Below are 15,271 nucleotides of genomic sequence, written 5' to 3' on the forward strand. Positions count from 1 at the left end.
ATGAGCACCATTCTAAATGACTTAAAATGGCAATATCGAAGCGGCGGAATTGTACTGCAACTGATTATTTTAAATGTCGCTTTGTATTTAATACCGGAGGTTTTATTTACGATTCTGAAAATTTTAGGCCTGTCGGTCGATTACCTTTCTTGGGTAAATGTAAGCTCCGATCCTTCAAACCTGCTGTATAAACCTTGGTCTTTGCTTACGTATGCATTCTTTCACGCAGGTTTCCTTCATTTGCTTTTTAATATGCTCATCCTGAATTTTTCGGGACGCTTGTTTTTAACTTATTTTAAGGAAGCTCAGCTGCTGTCTATTTATCTCGCTGCCGCCATTTTCGCCGGACTTATCTTTATTCTTGCCTACAATTTGATACCGGTTTTGCAATACCATACAGTTCCCATGGTAGGTGCTTCAGGAGCTATCATGGCAATTGTTCTAGCAACGGCAACGTACAATCCGCTTATGGAAGTACGACTTTTACTAATCGGAAACGTAAAATTGTGGCACATCGCTCTGGTTTTAGTATGTCTCGATATCATTCAATTGTTTACCTCGAACACGGGCGGCCGATTCGCCCACTTAGCAGGCGCTCTAATGGGGTATTTATATATGAAGAATCTGCAAAACGGCGGAAATTTCTTCAAGCTTTTCGATCGATTGGCAAATTTTTGCCTGGGCATAAAGCAAGCAAAAAAGCCTGCTAAAATGCGCACAGTTCATCGTCAAACTGCTTCTAAACCAACAAATAAACCCGTAAAAGATTCTGAACAACAACGTGTCGACGAGATTTTGGATAAGATCAGTAAATCGGGCTACGACAGTTTATCGACCGAAGAAAAAGAGTTTTTGTTTCGCGTCGGGCAAAATCAATAGTTCTCAAACCAAAGCTTGTTGCTATATTTGAAGTATGGCAAAATTGTCTTGGTTTAATAAGGTGGTCTTTTTCTTTAATTGGTTGCTGGCAGCAGCTACTATTATTGCTTACCTATTGCCACGAATTGCGCCAAGTTTGTATCCCGTTCTTGCTGCATTAACGCTGTTTCTACCTGCGTTACTTATTGGAAACGGCTTGTTTCTTATTTTTTGGGTAATTCAACTGAAACGCCAAGCAGCACTTTCCTTAATTGTCTTGCTCATCGGCATCACCTTTGTCAATAAATTTTATGGTTTTCGATCCGATATCAATCACGAAAAGCAAACCAATGAGGTAAAAATTGTTTCTTATAATGTTCGGTTGTTCAATAAATTTCGTTGGTCTGACAAGCGTGCGGTTCCGTTGGAAATCTCGGATTTTGTCAAAGAGCAGAACCCAGATATTCTGTGTATTCAGGAATTTAGTGCTAATACCGATTTCCATACCGAGCAATTTCCATACAAGCACACCACTTTACGTCATAAAAAGATAAAAACCGGACAAGCCATTTTTTCCAAATATAAAATCATTAATAGCGGCGTGGTGAGCTTTCCAAATTCTGATGCAGAAGCCATATTTGCAGATATATTAATTAAAGCTGATACGGTGCGTGTGTACAATATGCATTTAGAGTCGGTACGCATTTCGCCAAGCGTTAACAAAATTAACAACGACATTAACGAACTCGATCAGTCTAAGTCGGAATTTATGCTACGTCGAATCGGAAGAGCATTCCGCAAGCAGCAAAATCAGGCCGAAATGCTGCGTTTACATCGTGCCGACATTCGATTTAGAACGATTGTTTGCGGCGATATGAATAACTCGGCGTTTTCTTACGTGTATCGACAAATTAAGGGCGATTTAAACGACACTTTCGTGGAAGCAGGATCAGGTTTGGGCAAAACGTACGACTTTAAGTATTATCCCGCACGAATTGATTACATACTTGCCGATAAACGTTTCGAGGTAAAAGATTTTGATACGTTTAATGAAATTCAAGACAGCGATCATTTTCCGATTGCTGCTGTATTAGCTTTTACAAATTAAGCGTTTGGCGTTTGAGATACTCGCCCGCTTTCCTTCCTTCATTAAAGAGTAAATCAAGGATGCTCAGATTGTTCAAAAATCCGTGTTTTTCTATAAAAACTTGATGATACGACTCAAATTCGTGCCTGTCTTTTTTTCTATTTGCCAATTCACGCCCGTTTGTTTGCAACGGATTTTTAAAGAATTCTGTGGTTTTGGTGTACGATTTCTTCACTTGTAAACACTTCAACGCAAGATCTATGGTATGGAACTGTAAATCGGTTAAGAATTCATACTTCTTACCGTACAAATCCTTGAAGAAGTCTTCGTAAAATTCAAAGTAGGGCGAACTGCGATAGGCTGCTTCAAGCGATTTAAAGTGCTGTTTGCGCCAATCTTCGGCATATTCAATGCGCATGTCGCGTGTTTTTTGGTGTAACTGTTTTTTGTGTACAACAGGTACATTTAGAAGTTGCAAGCCATTCGGACTATAAATAAAGGCTCGATTTCTGTTGGTTTGCTTTTGGAAGTTGTCGTCGCATTCAAAAACAATTTCATCGTTTTGAATCAATGCTACGTATTCCGAAATGGATCCAAAATACGTGGGTGTAAGCAAAATGGTCATGGTTTACGCTTCTTTCTTTTTAAAGACAAAACGAATTAATATTTGGTACACTACAACCACAAGTCCGAAAACCCAAAGATAACTCACTGCGGGGCCATCTCCATTCACCGTCGTAAACATGCGCGACCAACGTATCTTACTTAAACCAGACGCACTTCCGTCCCAACTCATCCATACAAAAACGGCCTTACCAACCACGTGATCTTCCGGCACAAAGCCCCAATAACGCGAATCGAGTGAATTTCCGCGATTGTCTCCCATCATCCAGTAGTAGTTCTTTTTGAAAGTGTAGGTTTTTGTTAGTTGATTATCAATGTAAACATCATTTCCTACTACTTTAACCGTATGCGGACCTTCGTATTCAGTAAGAACTCTTTTGTAAAGCGGCAAATTTGCAGGAGTTAATTCGATGCTAGTACCCGCTTTTGGAATGTAAATCGGTCCCATATTGTCGGCGTTCCAATTAATTTGCTTCCCAAAAATTGATGAGTCTGAACCAGAAATATACCTTTTTTTGACATCAGAAAACGTCGAAAATGTTGCCAATTTTGCAGCTCCTTCCTCTGTTAGTGCACTAAAAATGATAGTGTCTTTTGTTTCATTTAAATCGTATTTTTCAGTAAAACCAATAGTCTTAAAAACATACTCAATGTCAACTGGTTTGTTTAAATCCATAGCTGCTTGATAGACATACTGCAATTTAGCCCGCTCCGGATATACCACTGCTTTTCCGTTAATATAAACAGTTCCCTTTTTTATTTCTATCTGATCTCCAGAGATACCAATACATCTCTTTACGTAATTGGTTCTTTTGTCGATAGGCTTATCGTATCTGCGATCAGCAAGCTTGTACATGTTATATAACGTATCGCACGGCCAGTTAAAAACAACAATGTCGTTATTTTTGATTTCTTGAAATCCGGGAAATCGAAAATAAGGATACTGTAATTTGTTAATCCATGAATCTTTATTTGTGTCGTCGTAAGCGTACGATTTTACATTTATGAATGGAAGAGTGTCGTGAACCATGGGCAAGGCAACAGCCGACATTTGAGGTCGCGGACCGTAGTGGATTTTACTAACAAAAAGAAAATCTCCAACTAAAAGTGTTTTTTCCAGCGAAGGAGATGGAATCTGAAACGGCTGCATCACGTACGTATGTACTAGCGTAGCAACTATAATTGCAAATAAAATTGAACTAATTGTATCGCCTGTTTTTGTTCTAGGTACTAAGCTTCTGTTTTCAATATAGGTGAGTTTTGCAAAGTAGTTTAAAAAGTAGAGATAGAATCCAAATGTTAAAAGGGTCAGAACTGTATCTGTCTCGGAATTCTTCCCAAAACTACGAGCCGTCTCAACCCAAATAACAGGAAACATTATCAGGTTTACAACAGGTACAAATAAAAGAATAACCCAGTACGTTGGGCGATTTATAATCTTCATTAAAACTATGGCATTGTAAATCGGAATGGCTGCTTCCCATGCCTTGCGACCTGCGCGAACGTAGAGTTTCCAGGTTCCTAAAAAATGGATTACTTGAAAAAATAAAATAACGATAAGCCATTCACTAAATGTCATAGTTTAAATTGTATTAAGGAAAAATGTTCTCGTTTAAGCGTAGAACATCTTTCATGGTGTAAATTCCTTTCTTGTCGTGTAAAAATTCGGCAGCTAACACGGCGCCGTGTGCAAAGCCTTCGCGATTGAAGGCAATGTGACTAATTTGCAATTGGTCGATATTCGATGAAAATGTTACATAATGCGTTCCCGGAACAGCATCTTCCCGAATGGCGTTAATCTTTAGATCGGTTTCTTGCGTGGGTTCCAAACTCCACTTGTCGTAACGCGAATTGCTAATCACCTGATTTGCCAAACTAATTGCCGTACCACTCGGCGCATCAAGCTTTTGCGTATGATGAATTTCTTCTAACTCGATTTTATACTCGGGAAATCTTCCGATAAGTTTACTGGCAAATTGGTTGATTTCGAACAATAAATTCACGCCTAAACTAAAATTCGAACCGTATAAAAAAGCAGTGTCTTTTTCTTTACACAACGCTTCCATTTTATGGTAATCAGCCAACCAACCCGTAGTTCCTGAAACTACCGGAATTCCCAATTCCAGCGCTGCTGAAATATTGCTAACTGCAGTTTCTGGTGTGCTGAATTCAATAGCCACAGCGGCTGCTTCCAAGCCCGAAAATGAAGCGCTGCTGTTCTTTCGTAAAATAATCTCGTGACCGCGATTTTGTGCGATAACTTCGATGATTTTACCCATCTTTCCATATCCAAGCAGTGCTATTTTCATCAAAATTGATATTGAAGTGTCAAACCTATATTTTGCCCATTTGATATATCTGAAGGAAATATCTCGGGAACAACTGTGAGCGTATCATTGACATTGTATTGCTTTAAATGTGCGTCGACATTGGCATCGATGATGTTCAACACATACAGCCCCACGGTTACTAACAATGAAAGGTCGCGATTTCTCTGAAACGTTCGTTGTGCATTAATCAACGTTTGGTCGTTATATTGTCCCAAGAATTGATCGGGCTGCCCGGCAAGTCGCTGTTTATAGGCTGTACGGAATTTGTGATACTCGTTATTGTTTCGCTGATACATAAAAAAACCTGTACCCAAAGCGCCGTAAACAATCGGTATTTTCCAGTATTTCTTGTTATATGCCTGTCCAAGACCTGGAAGAATTGCCGAATAAAATGCAGCTTTCGCAGGTCGCAACGGATCAATTTGATTCGTTTTAATGGTATCAGACTGTTTCAACGGAGTCCCAGGACCTTGCGCCAAAGCAAACAAAGGCATGGAAATCAGTAATATGTAAAAGTACTTTTTCAAGAATTTTGCAATAATTCCAGAATTCGAGCCAAGTCGGCTTCCGATTTGAACGGAATGGTAAGTTTTCCTTTTCCGTTTGCACCTACTTTTACATCAATCTTCACCGCTATTTTCGCTGCTAAGTCCGAAACTTTGTCGGTATGCGGCGTAACACTCGGCTTCGGTGCTTTTCCCGTTGCAGTTTGTTGTCCTTTTTCCTGATATTCTTTCACCAATTGCTCGGTTTCGCGAACGGAAAGATTTCGAGAAATGATTTTCTGGTAAATGTCGGCTTGATCGTCTTGGTTTTCCACCGAAATCAATGCACGGCCGTGTCCCATCGAAATAAAACCATCGCGAATACCGGTTTGGATAATCGGATCAAGTTTTAACAATCGTAAGTAATTTGTGATCGTCGAACGCTTTTTACCAACACGTTCGCTCATTTGTTCTTGCGTAAGCTGAATTTCGTCGATTAAACGCTGATACGACAATGCGATTTCAATCGGATCTAAATCGTGACGCTGAATATTCTCCACCAAAGCCATTACCAACGATTCGTTGTCGTTTGCTAAACGTACATAAGCCGGTATCGTAGTCAATCCAGCAATTTTCGACGCGCGCATACGACGCTCGCCCGAAATCAGCTGATATTTGTTAAAGTCGAGTTTTCTTACGGTAATGGGTTGAATGACACCAAGTTCTTTAATCGAACTCGCTAATTCGTTTAAAGCTTCTTCGTTAAAGTTACTGCGCGGTTGAAACGGGTTGATTTCGATAAAATCTAAATCTAACTCGATAATATTTCCAACTACTTGTTCGGCGTTCTTGTCGTCGGCCGATTTAATATCGTTGTTCGGATCTTTCAACAATGCTGATAATCCGCGGCCAAGCGCTTGTTTTTTGATTGCTTTGGTCATACTAGCTAATCTTCTTTATAATTTCCTGAGCCAAACTCAAATAATTGGTAGCTCCTTTGCTTGTGGCGTCAAAATTAATGATACTTTCTCCAAAACTCGGCGCTTCACTCAATTTAACATTTCGTTGAATGATCGTCTTAAACACCATATCTGCAAAGTGTTTCTGCACTTCTTCAACAACCTGATTCGACAATCGCAAACGCGAATCGTACATCGTCAGTAAAAGTCCTTCAATATCTAAATGCTCGTTGTGGATTTTCTGAACACTTTTAATCGTATTGAGCAATTTTCCTAAACCTTCCAATGCAAAATACTCGCACTGAATCGGAATCAATACCGAATCCGCAGCGGTTAACGCATTCAAAGTCAGTAATCCCAACGACGGCGCACAATCAATTAAAATATAATCGTACTTATCTTTAATTTCCGCAAGTGCTTCCTTAAGCATGTACTCGCGATTTTCCTTGTCAACCAACTCAATTTCAATCGCCACCAAGTCGATATGCGCCGGAATCACATCCACGTTCGGAGCGGTACATTGTTGTATCGCTTCTTCCGGTGTGTTGCTGTGTTCTAAAATTTGATACGTACCAATTTCTACCTGATCCACATCAATACCTAATCCCGAACTGGCATTGGCCTGTGGGTCGGCATCTATCAGCAATACTTTCTTCTCCAAAACACCGAGCGCCGCAGCTAAATTCACAGTGGTTGTGGTTTTTCCAACACCGCCTTTTTGATTGGCGACAGCAATTATTTTACCCATTCAGTAGTCTGATTTTTGTGGCGTAAAAGTACAATTATTTAGCGCGTAATCAAGTCAAATTTGTTAACCAAACAGCGTTTTATTAACCAATTTCTAAATTGTTTTAAGTCGCTGATTACAAGATGTTTTTCTGCAAACAATAACTTTACTGCGCACTAACAATTTCATAATCCGAACTTTCTAAAGTACTTTTCCAACTACCGCAATCGCAAATTCTACGATCGCGCTAATATTCCCAAACGTTTAGCTACAAATCTGGTGTAAATAACGCCTTAACTCGACTTCTTCGCTTTAATCATCGCTTCGAGCATATCCCACATTTCTGCCGGAATTTTCTCCAACAAATTAAATTGTCCTGCTCCTTGCAACCACTCGCCGCCGTCGATAGTAACGACTTCGCCATTCACGTAAGCCGAAAAATCCGATACGAGATATGCCGCTAAATTGGCCAATTCCTGATGATCGCCCACACGCTTCAACGGTACTTTTTTCGACATGTCGAACTGCTGTGCTAAATCGCCCGGCAACAACCGATCCCAAGCGCCTTTCGTTGGGAATGGTCCCGGAGCAATGGCGTTCATACGTATGCCGTACTTCGCCCATTCCACAGCCAAACTCCGCGTCATCGCTAAAACGCCCGCTTTTGCCGTAGCACTCGGAACCACGTACGCCGAGCCTGTCCACGCATAAGTGGTAACTATATTCAACACATTTACGTTGGTTTTCTTTTCCGAAATCCAGTATTTTCCAGCTGCGAGCGTACAATTTTTCGATCCTTTCAAAACAATATCAATAATAGTATCAAACGCATTTGCCGATAAACGTTCAGTAGGCGAAATAAAATTACCAGCTGCATTGTTCACCAAAACATCAACCGTTCCAAATTGTGCAATTGTAGCTTGAATCATCTGTTCCACTTGGGCGTAATCGCGCACATCGCAAGCTACTGCAAAGCACTTTCCGCCGGTTTTGGCCGACATTTCTTCCGCGGCAGCGCTAATCTTCTCCAAATTACGCGAGGTAATCACAACATGCGCACCCAATTCCAAAAAATAGGTACTCATGGCCTTTCCTAAGCCACTTCCGCCACCTGTAACTATAATCGTTTTGCCTTCCAAGGCGCCGTCGCGCAGCATTTTATCTGAATATCCCATGTTTGTTTATTTTTTCACAAGATACAGTTTTAAGCGAAAAATGGATTTTCTACTGCCGATTTTTATTTGGGCAAATCCCTCCGCCTTCCCAAATCCCGCCCGTCGGGTCGCGCTTTCCGTTGCAACTCCTCGCCGCCGGGTTAGCACCACGGCAGCTGCGGGGTTTCCACTGCAATCGCTTTTGCGGAAAATCGTTACCGAAAATTCGTTTCCAGCAGTAGGTTTAATGCGAATTCACGTTAATTTTACCAACAAATTGACCAGCTGTGGATGCCACCTCAGATTTTTTAAGTTCCGACGCCGCACAACGAATCAAAGATTTGCGTAAATCCAAAATCGATGTGCAACAACTTCAAACCGATTTACGTTCTGGCGATCGTGCGGCTTTAAGTCGGTGCATCACACTTATCGAAAGCAATTTACCCGAACACAAACTCGAAGCAGCACAGCTTTTAAACACACTCGAAGCTAAACAAAATACGGTTCGTTTAGGCATTACTGGCGTTCCGGGCGTTGGAAAAAGTACGTTTATCGAAGCTTTTGGTTTGTATGCCATTTCAAAAGGGTATAAAGTGGCTGTACTGGCGGTCGATCCGAGTAGTCAGCTTACGCGCGGCAGCATTCTCGGCGATAAAACACGTATGGAAGAGCTGGTAAAATCCGAATCGGCGTTTATCCGACCTTCAGCTTCTGGAACAACTCTGGGCGGAGTGGCAGCAAACACGCGCGAAATCATTACGCTTTGCGAAGCCGCCGGATATAACTTCATCATCGTCGAAACCGTTGGAGTAGGGCAGAGTGAAACTACTGTTGCCGACCTAACCGATTTCTTTTTGCTTCTTCATCTGGCAGGCGCCGGCGATGAGTTACAAGGCATCAAGCGCGGTATCATGGAAATGGCCGATTTAATCGTGATCAACAAAGCCGATGGTGCCAATGTAAAACCTGCCAAACGCGCACAAGCCCAACTCCGAAGCGCATTGTCGTTGTTTCCGCCCAAAACGAACTTCTACGAAAGTAAAGTACTTACAGCTAGCGCCTTAGAACACAGCGGAATTGCCGACGTTTTCGATGAAATTTCGTCGTACTTCCAGCAAGCAAAAGAAAACGGACAATTCGAGTTGCATCGCAAAAAACAAGTGCTAAAAGCTTTTCAAAGTATGATTCAGCAAGCACTTTTATTCGACTTTACGAATAACGAAAACGTAAAAGATTCGTGGCAAAAAATGATTCTCGAATTGGAAAACGGGAAAATTTCACCTCGAACTGCGGTACAACAATTGCTAGAACTTTATCGAAAGGCGTAACTACTCGTCGTAGCGCGCAATTTCACGATCGTAAAATTCGGTAGCTTCCACAATCAAACGCTCTAATTCTTCGCTCAATTCTTGTTCCTCGGCTTCTTCAATATCGTCGATTATTTCCACTTCATCGTTTCGTAAATTAATTACAAAGCGCGGGAAATCAAGATGAATTACAAAAATATCGTCCGGAAAATCGGTATTATCGCCAAGTACAAATTTGGGTAGTTCCATAGAGTTAAAGTTTAATGTGAAGGCAGCACGCTTGCACTTTCAGGGTTGTCAATTTTATTATTGATGATGAATTTCTTACTCAAATATAAAAATCTGGCGTACAACAAAAAGGCGGCCGTTGCTAAACTTCCCAACAATCCGAACCAAATCCCTTCTGCTCCGTATTCGAGCTTGATTCCCAAATAATAACACAGCGGAAATCCGACAATCCAATACGCCACAAACGTAATGTACATCGGAATTTTAACGTCTTGCATGCCGCGCAAAGCACCCAGCACAACCACTTGCATGCCGTCGAAAATCTGGAAAAAGGCAGCAGCTATCAATAATTTCGCTGCAATGGCAATTACTTCTGTGTTATCGGCCAATTGCGTATTGTTTTCCATATTCAAAAACTGCTCCGGTAAAATCTGGTGTAACGCAATGAACACCAAAGCAAAAACGATTTCTATAAAAACAGTCAGTAAAAAAACAGATTGCGCCACCAACCGAAGTTTCTTAAAATCTTGTGCTCCAACGTAATTGCTCACACGAATCATGGCCGCAGCGCCCAATCCAACTGCAAACATAAATGTGAGCGAGGCCAAAGAAAGCGCTATTTGGTTCGCCGCCTGTGCATTGGTGCCGATAATGCCACTTAACCAAATGGCAGCCGTAAATAAAAGTACTTCGAACAGCATTTGCGCCGCCGACGGTATACCGATGCGAACTATTTTTCGCGTAATTTCTCGATCAAACGAAACCGTAGGCAAGGCATCGAAATACTCGCGCAAGCCTTTCGAATAACGCGTAATTAGGTGCATAAACACAACCATGAGTATGCGCGAAATCACCGTTCCAATAGCAGCACCGATAATTCCTAACTTCGGAAAAATCCATATGCCGTAAATCAATACATAGTTCAAAATTACATGCGCAACATTGGCAAGAATAATGGCGTATAACGAGTATTTGGTTTGCGACATCCCATCGGCAAATTGCTTATAACCTTGGTAAACAATTAAAGGAATCAGCGACAATGCCACGTAATCGATAAACGGTTCGGCTAGCGCAATGACCTCGGCCGGTTGGTTGAGTTGGCGCAACAATGGTTTCGAAAGAAAAACGACACCAAAAAGCAAAACACCAAGTACGCTACACAGCAACAAGCCTTGTTTGAGCGCTTTTACCAAAGTGGTTTTGTCGTTCGCAGCATCGGCAGCGCCAACAATAGGCGTTATGGCCGTCGAAAATCCGATTCCGAGCGACATTGCGATGAAAATCACGCTATTTCCCAACGAAACCGCCGCAAGTTCGGTGCTTCCCAGCTTTCCAACCATAATATTGTCGGTGATGGAAATTAAGGTGTGTCCAACCATGCCAAGCATCACCGGATACGCCAGTTTCAAGTTGTAACCAAACTCTGCAAAATACTTTTTCATAGCAACAAAAATCGGGCAAAGATAGCGCACTGTATTCCGACTATCGGTCATTAATATCATAAAACTTAAACGAAATTGCGTAAGAGTAAGCTTTCATAAAGGCGGTTCTTTGCAGCTCAGATCAATACTATTTGGTTTACTTATATGAAAAATACTTTACGCTCTTTTTGTTTGGCTTTTGTAATCGGATTTTCAGCACCAAGCGTTTTTGGTCAGGAAACTATCGCAACGGCAATTGAAAACTACGATCAGGGCTTTCGACTCGGATTTGGATTGAATGGTGGTTTGCCACTAAACGATCCGTATGATTTCTCGCTAGGCGGCGATGTTCGTTTGCAGTACGACTTAACAAAAAAAACTTCTTTAACCCTAACAACGGGCTTTACCAACTTTTTCGTTAGCGGAAAAGACAACGATTTAGGGTTTATTCCCTTGAAAGCTGGATTCAAAGTTTTTGTGTATGAAAATGAGTTTTATTTAATTGGCGAAGGTGGTGCTGCTTTTGCCGTGACCAACAATTACGATAAAACTTCTTTATTGTTATCGCCTGGAGTTGGTTATGCTACAAAAGTGATCGACTTTAGTTTACGTTACGAATATTTAAAAGATTTTATCGACGAATCAGGCGATGAAGGTATCGGGCAAGTTGTAGCTCGTTTAGCCTACGCTTTTGAGTTGTAGAAAACTTTTTCCACCATTCCATTGTTTTCAAAAGCCTCTCTCGGGAGGCTTTTGTATTTTTGGATCTATGAAATTTACAGCAATTCAAAATTTTGGGACTGTTCACGGAATACACTCGTCTTCCGGTTTGCTTTGGTTGAACGATTATCTTTTCTGCATTAGCGATAATTCTGATTTTCTTTTCAAAATAAATCCGACGAATTTTACCTTCGAGGCGATTCCCACCATCGAAAATGCACAACATTGGGTCGAAAAAAAGCACAAACGCGATTACGAGATCATTTATGCAGATTCGGAAGGTATTCACCTCTACGGAAGTGGTTCCAAAGAAAAGCGAAAGATAAAAACCTCGTTTGCTGATCTCGAAAATTTAGCCATCAGCACGGAGTGTTTGCTGTACGATGCTATTAGCAGTCGCGGTATTTCTGACGACGATTTGAATTTGGAAGCCCTGTGCAAACACGACGATACGTATTACATCTTCAATCGCGGCAACGGACCGATGAAACAAAATCGCGTTTTCAAAGCGCGTAAATTAACCAACGGCTCCTTTGAAATCGTTTCGGAACGCGATATTCAACTTTATTTCAACAATCTCGATTTCACCTTCACCGATGCGTGCGTTTGCAACGACTTTATTGTATTTACCGCTGCCGCAGAAGCTTCGGATTCCACCTATCTAGATGGCGAAATTGGTGGTAGTTTACTGGGAGTTCTAAAAATCGATTCCTTGGAAGTGCTGTACACACAAATCGTTTCCCAAGAACATAAATTCGAAGGAATTACCTGTTACAAAAGCTCCGAAACTACCCATCATTTCTATCTCGCCGAAGACAACGACCGCAACGACGGCGCATTAACGATGTACGGAGTTGAGTTGGAACTTTGATTCTAATTTAAAAATGGAGCACAAAGTTCCGCGAAGTTTCTCACGAAGGCCACAACGCTTTCCTTTCAACAGCTTTACAAAATGAATTATCGTAAAGTGTAAATGATACGAAGTCTAGCTTCTATCCCGATGGCTATCGGGACTAGCTTCTATCCCGATAGCAATCGGGACTAGCCTCTATAACAATAGCACAAAGTTCCGCGAAGTTTCACACAAAGGCCACAACGCTCTCCTTTCAACAGCTTCAAACAATGAATTATCATTAAGTGGAGATGACACGAAGTCTATCCCGATAGCAATCGGGACTAGCTTCTATCCCGATAGCAATCGGGACTAGCTTCTCAAAAAAAACACTTCCCCCTTTCACCTACAACGCTGCCAATTTCTCTAATTTCTTCGCTGCCAGAAATCCGTTGATGTCTTCGAAGTGTTCCACGACGCGTTTGTTGGTAAATTCGAAAACTTTCGTGGCCAAGCCGTCTAAGAAATCACGATCGTGCGAAACTAAAATCACAGTTCCTTCAAAATCGCGCAAGGCTTCTTTGATGATGTCCTTGGTTTTCATGTCTAAGTGATTCGAAGGTTCATCCAAGATTAGCAAATTCACGGGTTCAAGCAAGAGTTTTATCATTGCCAAGCGCGTGCGTTCGCCACCTGACAGTACTTTCACTTTTTTGGTAATATCGTCGCCGTGAAACATAAAAGCACCTAACAAATTCTTGATTTGCGTACGAATATCGCCCACCGCAATCTGGTCGATGGTTTCGAAAATACTTACATTTTCGTCCAGTAAAGCCGCCTGATTTTGTGCGAAATAACCAATTAGTGCATTATGTCCGATTTCAACGCTTCCGCTATCTGGCGCAAATTCTTTCATGATGGCCTTTATCATGGTCGATTTCCCCTCACCATTCTTACCTACAAACGCAACTTTTTGTCCGCGTTCAATCACCATATTAGCGCCTTTAAACACCACGTGATCGCCGTATTTTTTCTCCAAATCGGTTACCACCACCGGATATTGCCCGCTTTTCGGTGCCGGTGGGAATTTTATTTTCAGTGCCGAATTATCAATTTCATCCACTTCAACTAAGACTAGCTTTTCCAGCATTTTCACGCGCGATTGTACCTGCAACGTTTTCGAGTACGTTCCTTTAAATCGCTCGATGAATTCCATGTTTTCAGCAATCATTTTTTGCTGTTCGTCGTAGGCTTTTTGCTGATGCGCACGGCGGTCTTTTCGCAGTTCTAGGTAGTGCGAATATTTTGCGCGGTAATCGTAAATACGGCCCATGGTTACTTCGATGGTGCGGTTGGTGATGTTGTCGATAAACGCTCTATCGTGCGAAATAACCACAACGGCTTTAGCAGCATTCACTAAAAAATCTTCCAACCACTGAATACTTTCAATATCCATGTGGTTTGTAGGCTCATCGAGCAAAATCAAATCGGGTTTTTTCAACAACAGTTTTGCCAATTCAATACGCATGCGCCAGCCGCCCGAAAATTCGCTGGTTTTTCGGTTAAAATCCTCGCGAACAAAGCCCAGGCCGAGGAGTACTTTTTCCACATCGGCTTCGTAGTTTATTTCTTCAATGGCGTAAAACTTTTCGCTGAGGTCGCTTACTTCCTCAATCAATTTCATGTAGGCATCCGATTCGTAGTCGGTTCGTACGGTAAGCTCGTTGTTAATGGCTTCGATACGGTCGCGCATGGCGAAAATTTCCGAAAATGCCTTCGATGTTTCTTCAAAAACCGTACAGTTGTCTTGCGTGAGTAAATGCTGCGGAAGGTACGCAATTACCGTATCTTTGGGCATCGATAAACTGCCGCTGCTGGGTTTGCGTTCGCCGGCAAGAATTTTCAAAAGTGTCGATTTCCCCGCGCCATTTTTCCCCATCAAGGCAATTTTATCGGTTTCATTAATGGAGAACGAAACGTCGCTAAAAAGCGTAGTTCCACCAAACTCAACCGATACGTCGTTTACTGTAAGCATTTTTAAAAAATTTGCGCAAAGGTAGTCTAAAACAAGCCATTTTTAGCTCTTTCAGCCACAGCGTCCGACAATTATTTTCAATCGAATTCCGGTGTTTGAATCGATTTTTAGAAGCCATTCCCGTTTTTCGCTGTAGTCCTCAAAAAATACGGCACGTTCACACGCCTTGCCGCTGGCTTCTTGGGTCGCCATCGCAACGCGTTTCACGTAGCCGTTTTTTTCTCCGGGCTGCCGCTGCAACCGGGGCTAGGAAATACGTTACTAACGTTTGGTGGAAATACGTATATTCGTGAGAGCTAAGAAACGAAGCGCGAGTGCGATTTACTATGTCAAAAATACGAATAAGCTTATAGGTTCAATGCGTTGTTATTTAATAGTTTGTGAACTGTGAAAATTGCGGATTATGTCGGTATTTTACGAATGGTCAAGGCAACAATTGGCGTAAATGCCAACCAATATTCAAGAATATTTGGTCTTTGTTGACAGATAAACCAATTTTAAATA

Annotated in this window: 15 protein-coding genes; 5 read left to right on the forward strand and 10 right to left on the reverse strand. The window is 41.6% G+C overall.

Annotated features, from left to right (window positions below; genetic code table 11):
• Together Q0064_RS02835 and Q0064_RS02840 are read left to right on the forward strand one after the other, a co-directional pair.
• Nucleotides 1-879: a rhomboid family intramembrane serine protease gene (locus Q0064_RS02835; RefSeq protein WP_298144001.1), complete on the forward strand. Its 879-nt coding sequence runs from the start codon at nt 1-3 to the stop codon at nt 877-879.
• A 34-nt stretch (nt 880-913) separates the two neighbouring features.
• Nucleotides 914-1,966: an endonuclease/exonuclease/phosphatase family protein gene (locus Q0064_RS02840; RefSeq protein ID WP_298144003.1), complete on the forward strand. Its 1,053-nt coding sequence runs from the start codon at nt 914-916 to the stop codon at nt 1,964-1,966.
• Here the strand turns inward: Q0064_RS02840 and Q0064_RS02845 are convergent.
• From Q0064_RS02845 to Q0064_RS02875, 7 genes are all read right to left on the reverse strand, one after another.
• Nucleotides 1,956-2,570 carry a WbqC family protein gene (locus Q0064_RS02845; RefSeq protein ID WP_298144005.1) on the reverse strand — a complete coding sequence of 205 codons (615 nt, stop codon included), beginning with the start codon at nt 2,568-2,570 and terminating at the stop codon, nt 1,956-1,958. The genes Q0064_RS02840 and Q0064_RS02845 overlap by 11 nt on opposite strands.
• A 3-nt stretch (nt 2,571-2,573) precedes the next feature.
• The gene (lepB, locus tag Q0064_RS02850; RefSeq protein WP_298144007.1) at nt 2,574-4,148 is read right to left on the reverse strand and encodes a signal peptidase I; all 1,575 of its coding nucleotides are present in this window, start codon (nt 4,146-4,148) and stop codon (nt 2,574-2,576) included.
• A gap of 13 nt (nt 4,149-4,161) precedes the next feature.
• Nucleotides 4,162-4,878: a 4-hydroxy-tetrahydrodipicolinate reductase gene (dapB, locus tag Q0064_RS02855; RefSeq protein WP_298144009.1), complete on the reverse strand. Its 717-nt coding sequence runs from the start codon at nt 4,876-4,878 to the stop codon at nt 4,162-4,164.
• Nucleotides 4,878-5,426, reverse strand: a complete 549-nt coding sequence (locus Q0064_RS02860; protein WP_298144011.1) for a DUF5683 domain-containing protein — start codon at nt 5,424-5,426, stop codon at nt 4,878-4,880. The genes dapB and Q0064_RS02860 overlap by 1 nt, the downstream gene beginning before the upstream one ends.
• On the reverse strand, nt 5,423-6,325 hold the full coding sequence (locus tag Q0064_RS02865) for a ParB/RepB/Spo0J family partition protein (RefSeq protein WP_298144013.1): 903 nt from the start codon (nt 6,323-6,325) through the stop codon (nt 5,423-5,425). The genes Q0064_RS02860 and Q0064_RS02865 overlap by 4 nt, the downstream gene beginning before the upstream one ends.
• A gap of 1 nt (nt 6,326) precedes the next feature.
• The gene (locus Q0064_RS02870) at nt 6,327-7,091 is read right to left on the reverse strand and encodes an AAA family ATPase (protein ID WP_094487467.1); all 765 of its coding nucleotides are present in this window, start codon (nt 7,089-7,091) and stop codon (nt 6,327-6,329) included.
• A gap of 272 nt (nt 7,092-7,363) precedes the next feature.
• Nucleotides 7,364-8,245 carry an SDR family oxidoreductase gene (locus Q0064_RS02875; RefSeq protein ID WP_298144017.1) on the reverse strand — a complete coding sequence of 294 codons (882 nt, stop codon included), beginning with the start codon at nt 8,243-8,245 and terminating at the stop codon, nt 7,364-7,366.
• A 266-nt stretch (nt 8,246-8,511) separates the two neighbouring features.
• On the opposite strand from Q0064_RS02875, the gene meaB reads away from it, so the two are divergent.
• Nucleotides 8,512-9,552 (forward strand): methylmalonyl Co-A mutase-associated GTPase MeaB, encoded by a 1,041-nt coding sequence (gene meaB, locus Q0064_RS02880; protein ID WP_298144020.1) that lies wholly within the window; start codon nt 8,512-8,514, stop codon nt 9,550-9,552.
• Here the strand turns inward: meaB and Q0064_RS02885 are convergent, their stop codons facing one another.
• Nucleotides 9,553-9,780, reverse strand: a complete 228-nt coding sequence (locus tag Q0064_RS02885) for a hypothetical protein (RefSeq protein WP_298144023.1) — start codon at nt 9,778-9,780, stop codon at nt 9,553-9,555. It abuts the gene before it with no gap.
• Nucleotides 9,781-9,791: 11 nt separating this feature from the next.
• Nucleotides 9,792-11,201 carry an MATE family efflux transporter gene (locus tag Q0064_RS02890; protein WP_298144026.1) on the reverse strand — a complete coding sequence of 470 codons (1,410 nt, stop codon included), beginning with the start codon at nt 11,199-11,201 and terminating at the stop codon, nt 9,792-9,794.
• Between the two features lie 144 nt (nt 11,202-11,345).
• On the opposite strand from Q0064_RS02890, the gene Q0064_RS02895 reads away from it, so the two are divergent.
• On the forward strand, nt 11,346-11,882 hold the full coding sequence (locus Q0064_RS02895) for a hypothetical protein (protein WP_298144027.1): 537 nt from the start codon (nt 11,346-11,348) through the stop codon (nt 11,880-11,882).
• A 67-nt stretch (nt 11,883-11,949) separates the two neighbouring features.
• On the forward strand, nt 11,950-12,771 hold the full coding sequence (locus Q0064_RS02900; RefSeq protein ID WP_298144029.1) for a hypothetical protein: 822 nt from the start codon (nt 11,950-11,952) through the stop codon (nt 12,769-12,771).
• Between the two features lie 367 nt (nt 12,772-13,138).
• Here the strand turns inward: Q0064_RS02900 and Q0064_RS02905 are convergent, their stop codons facing one another.
• Nucleotides 13,139-14,767, reverse strand: coding sequence for an ABC-F family ATP-binding cassette domain-containing protein (locus tag Q0064_RS02905; protein WP_298144032.1), 1,629 nt, complete (start codon nt 14,765-14,767; stop codon nt 13,139-13,141).
• Nucleotides 14,768-15,271: the final 504 nt, after the last annotated feature.

The sequence above is a fragment of the Flavobacterium sp. genome, assembly GCF_027490375.1.
GTDB lineage: Bacteria > Bacteroidota > Bacteroidia > Flavobacteriales > Flavobacteriaceae > Flavobacterium.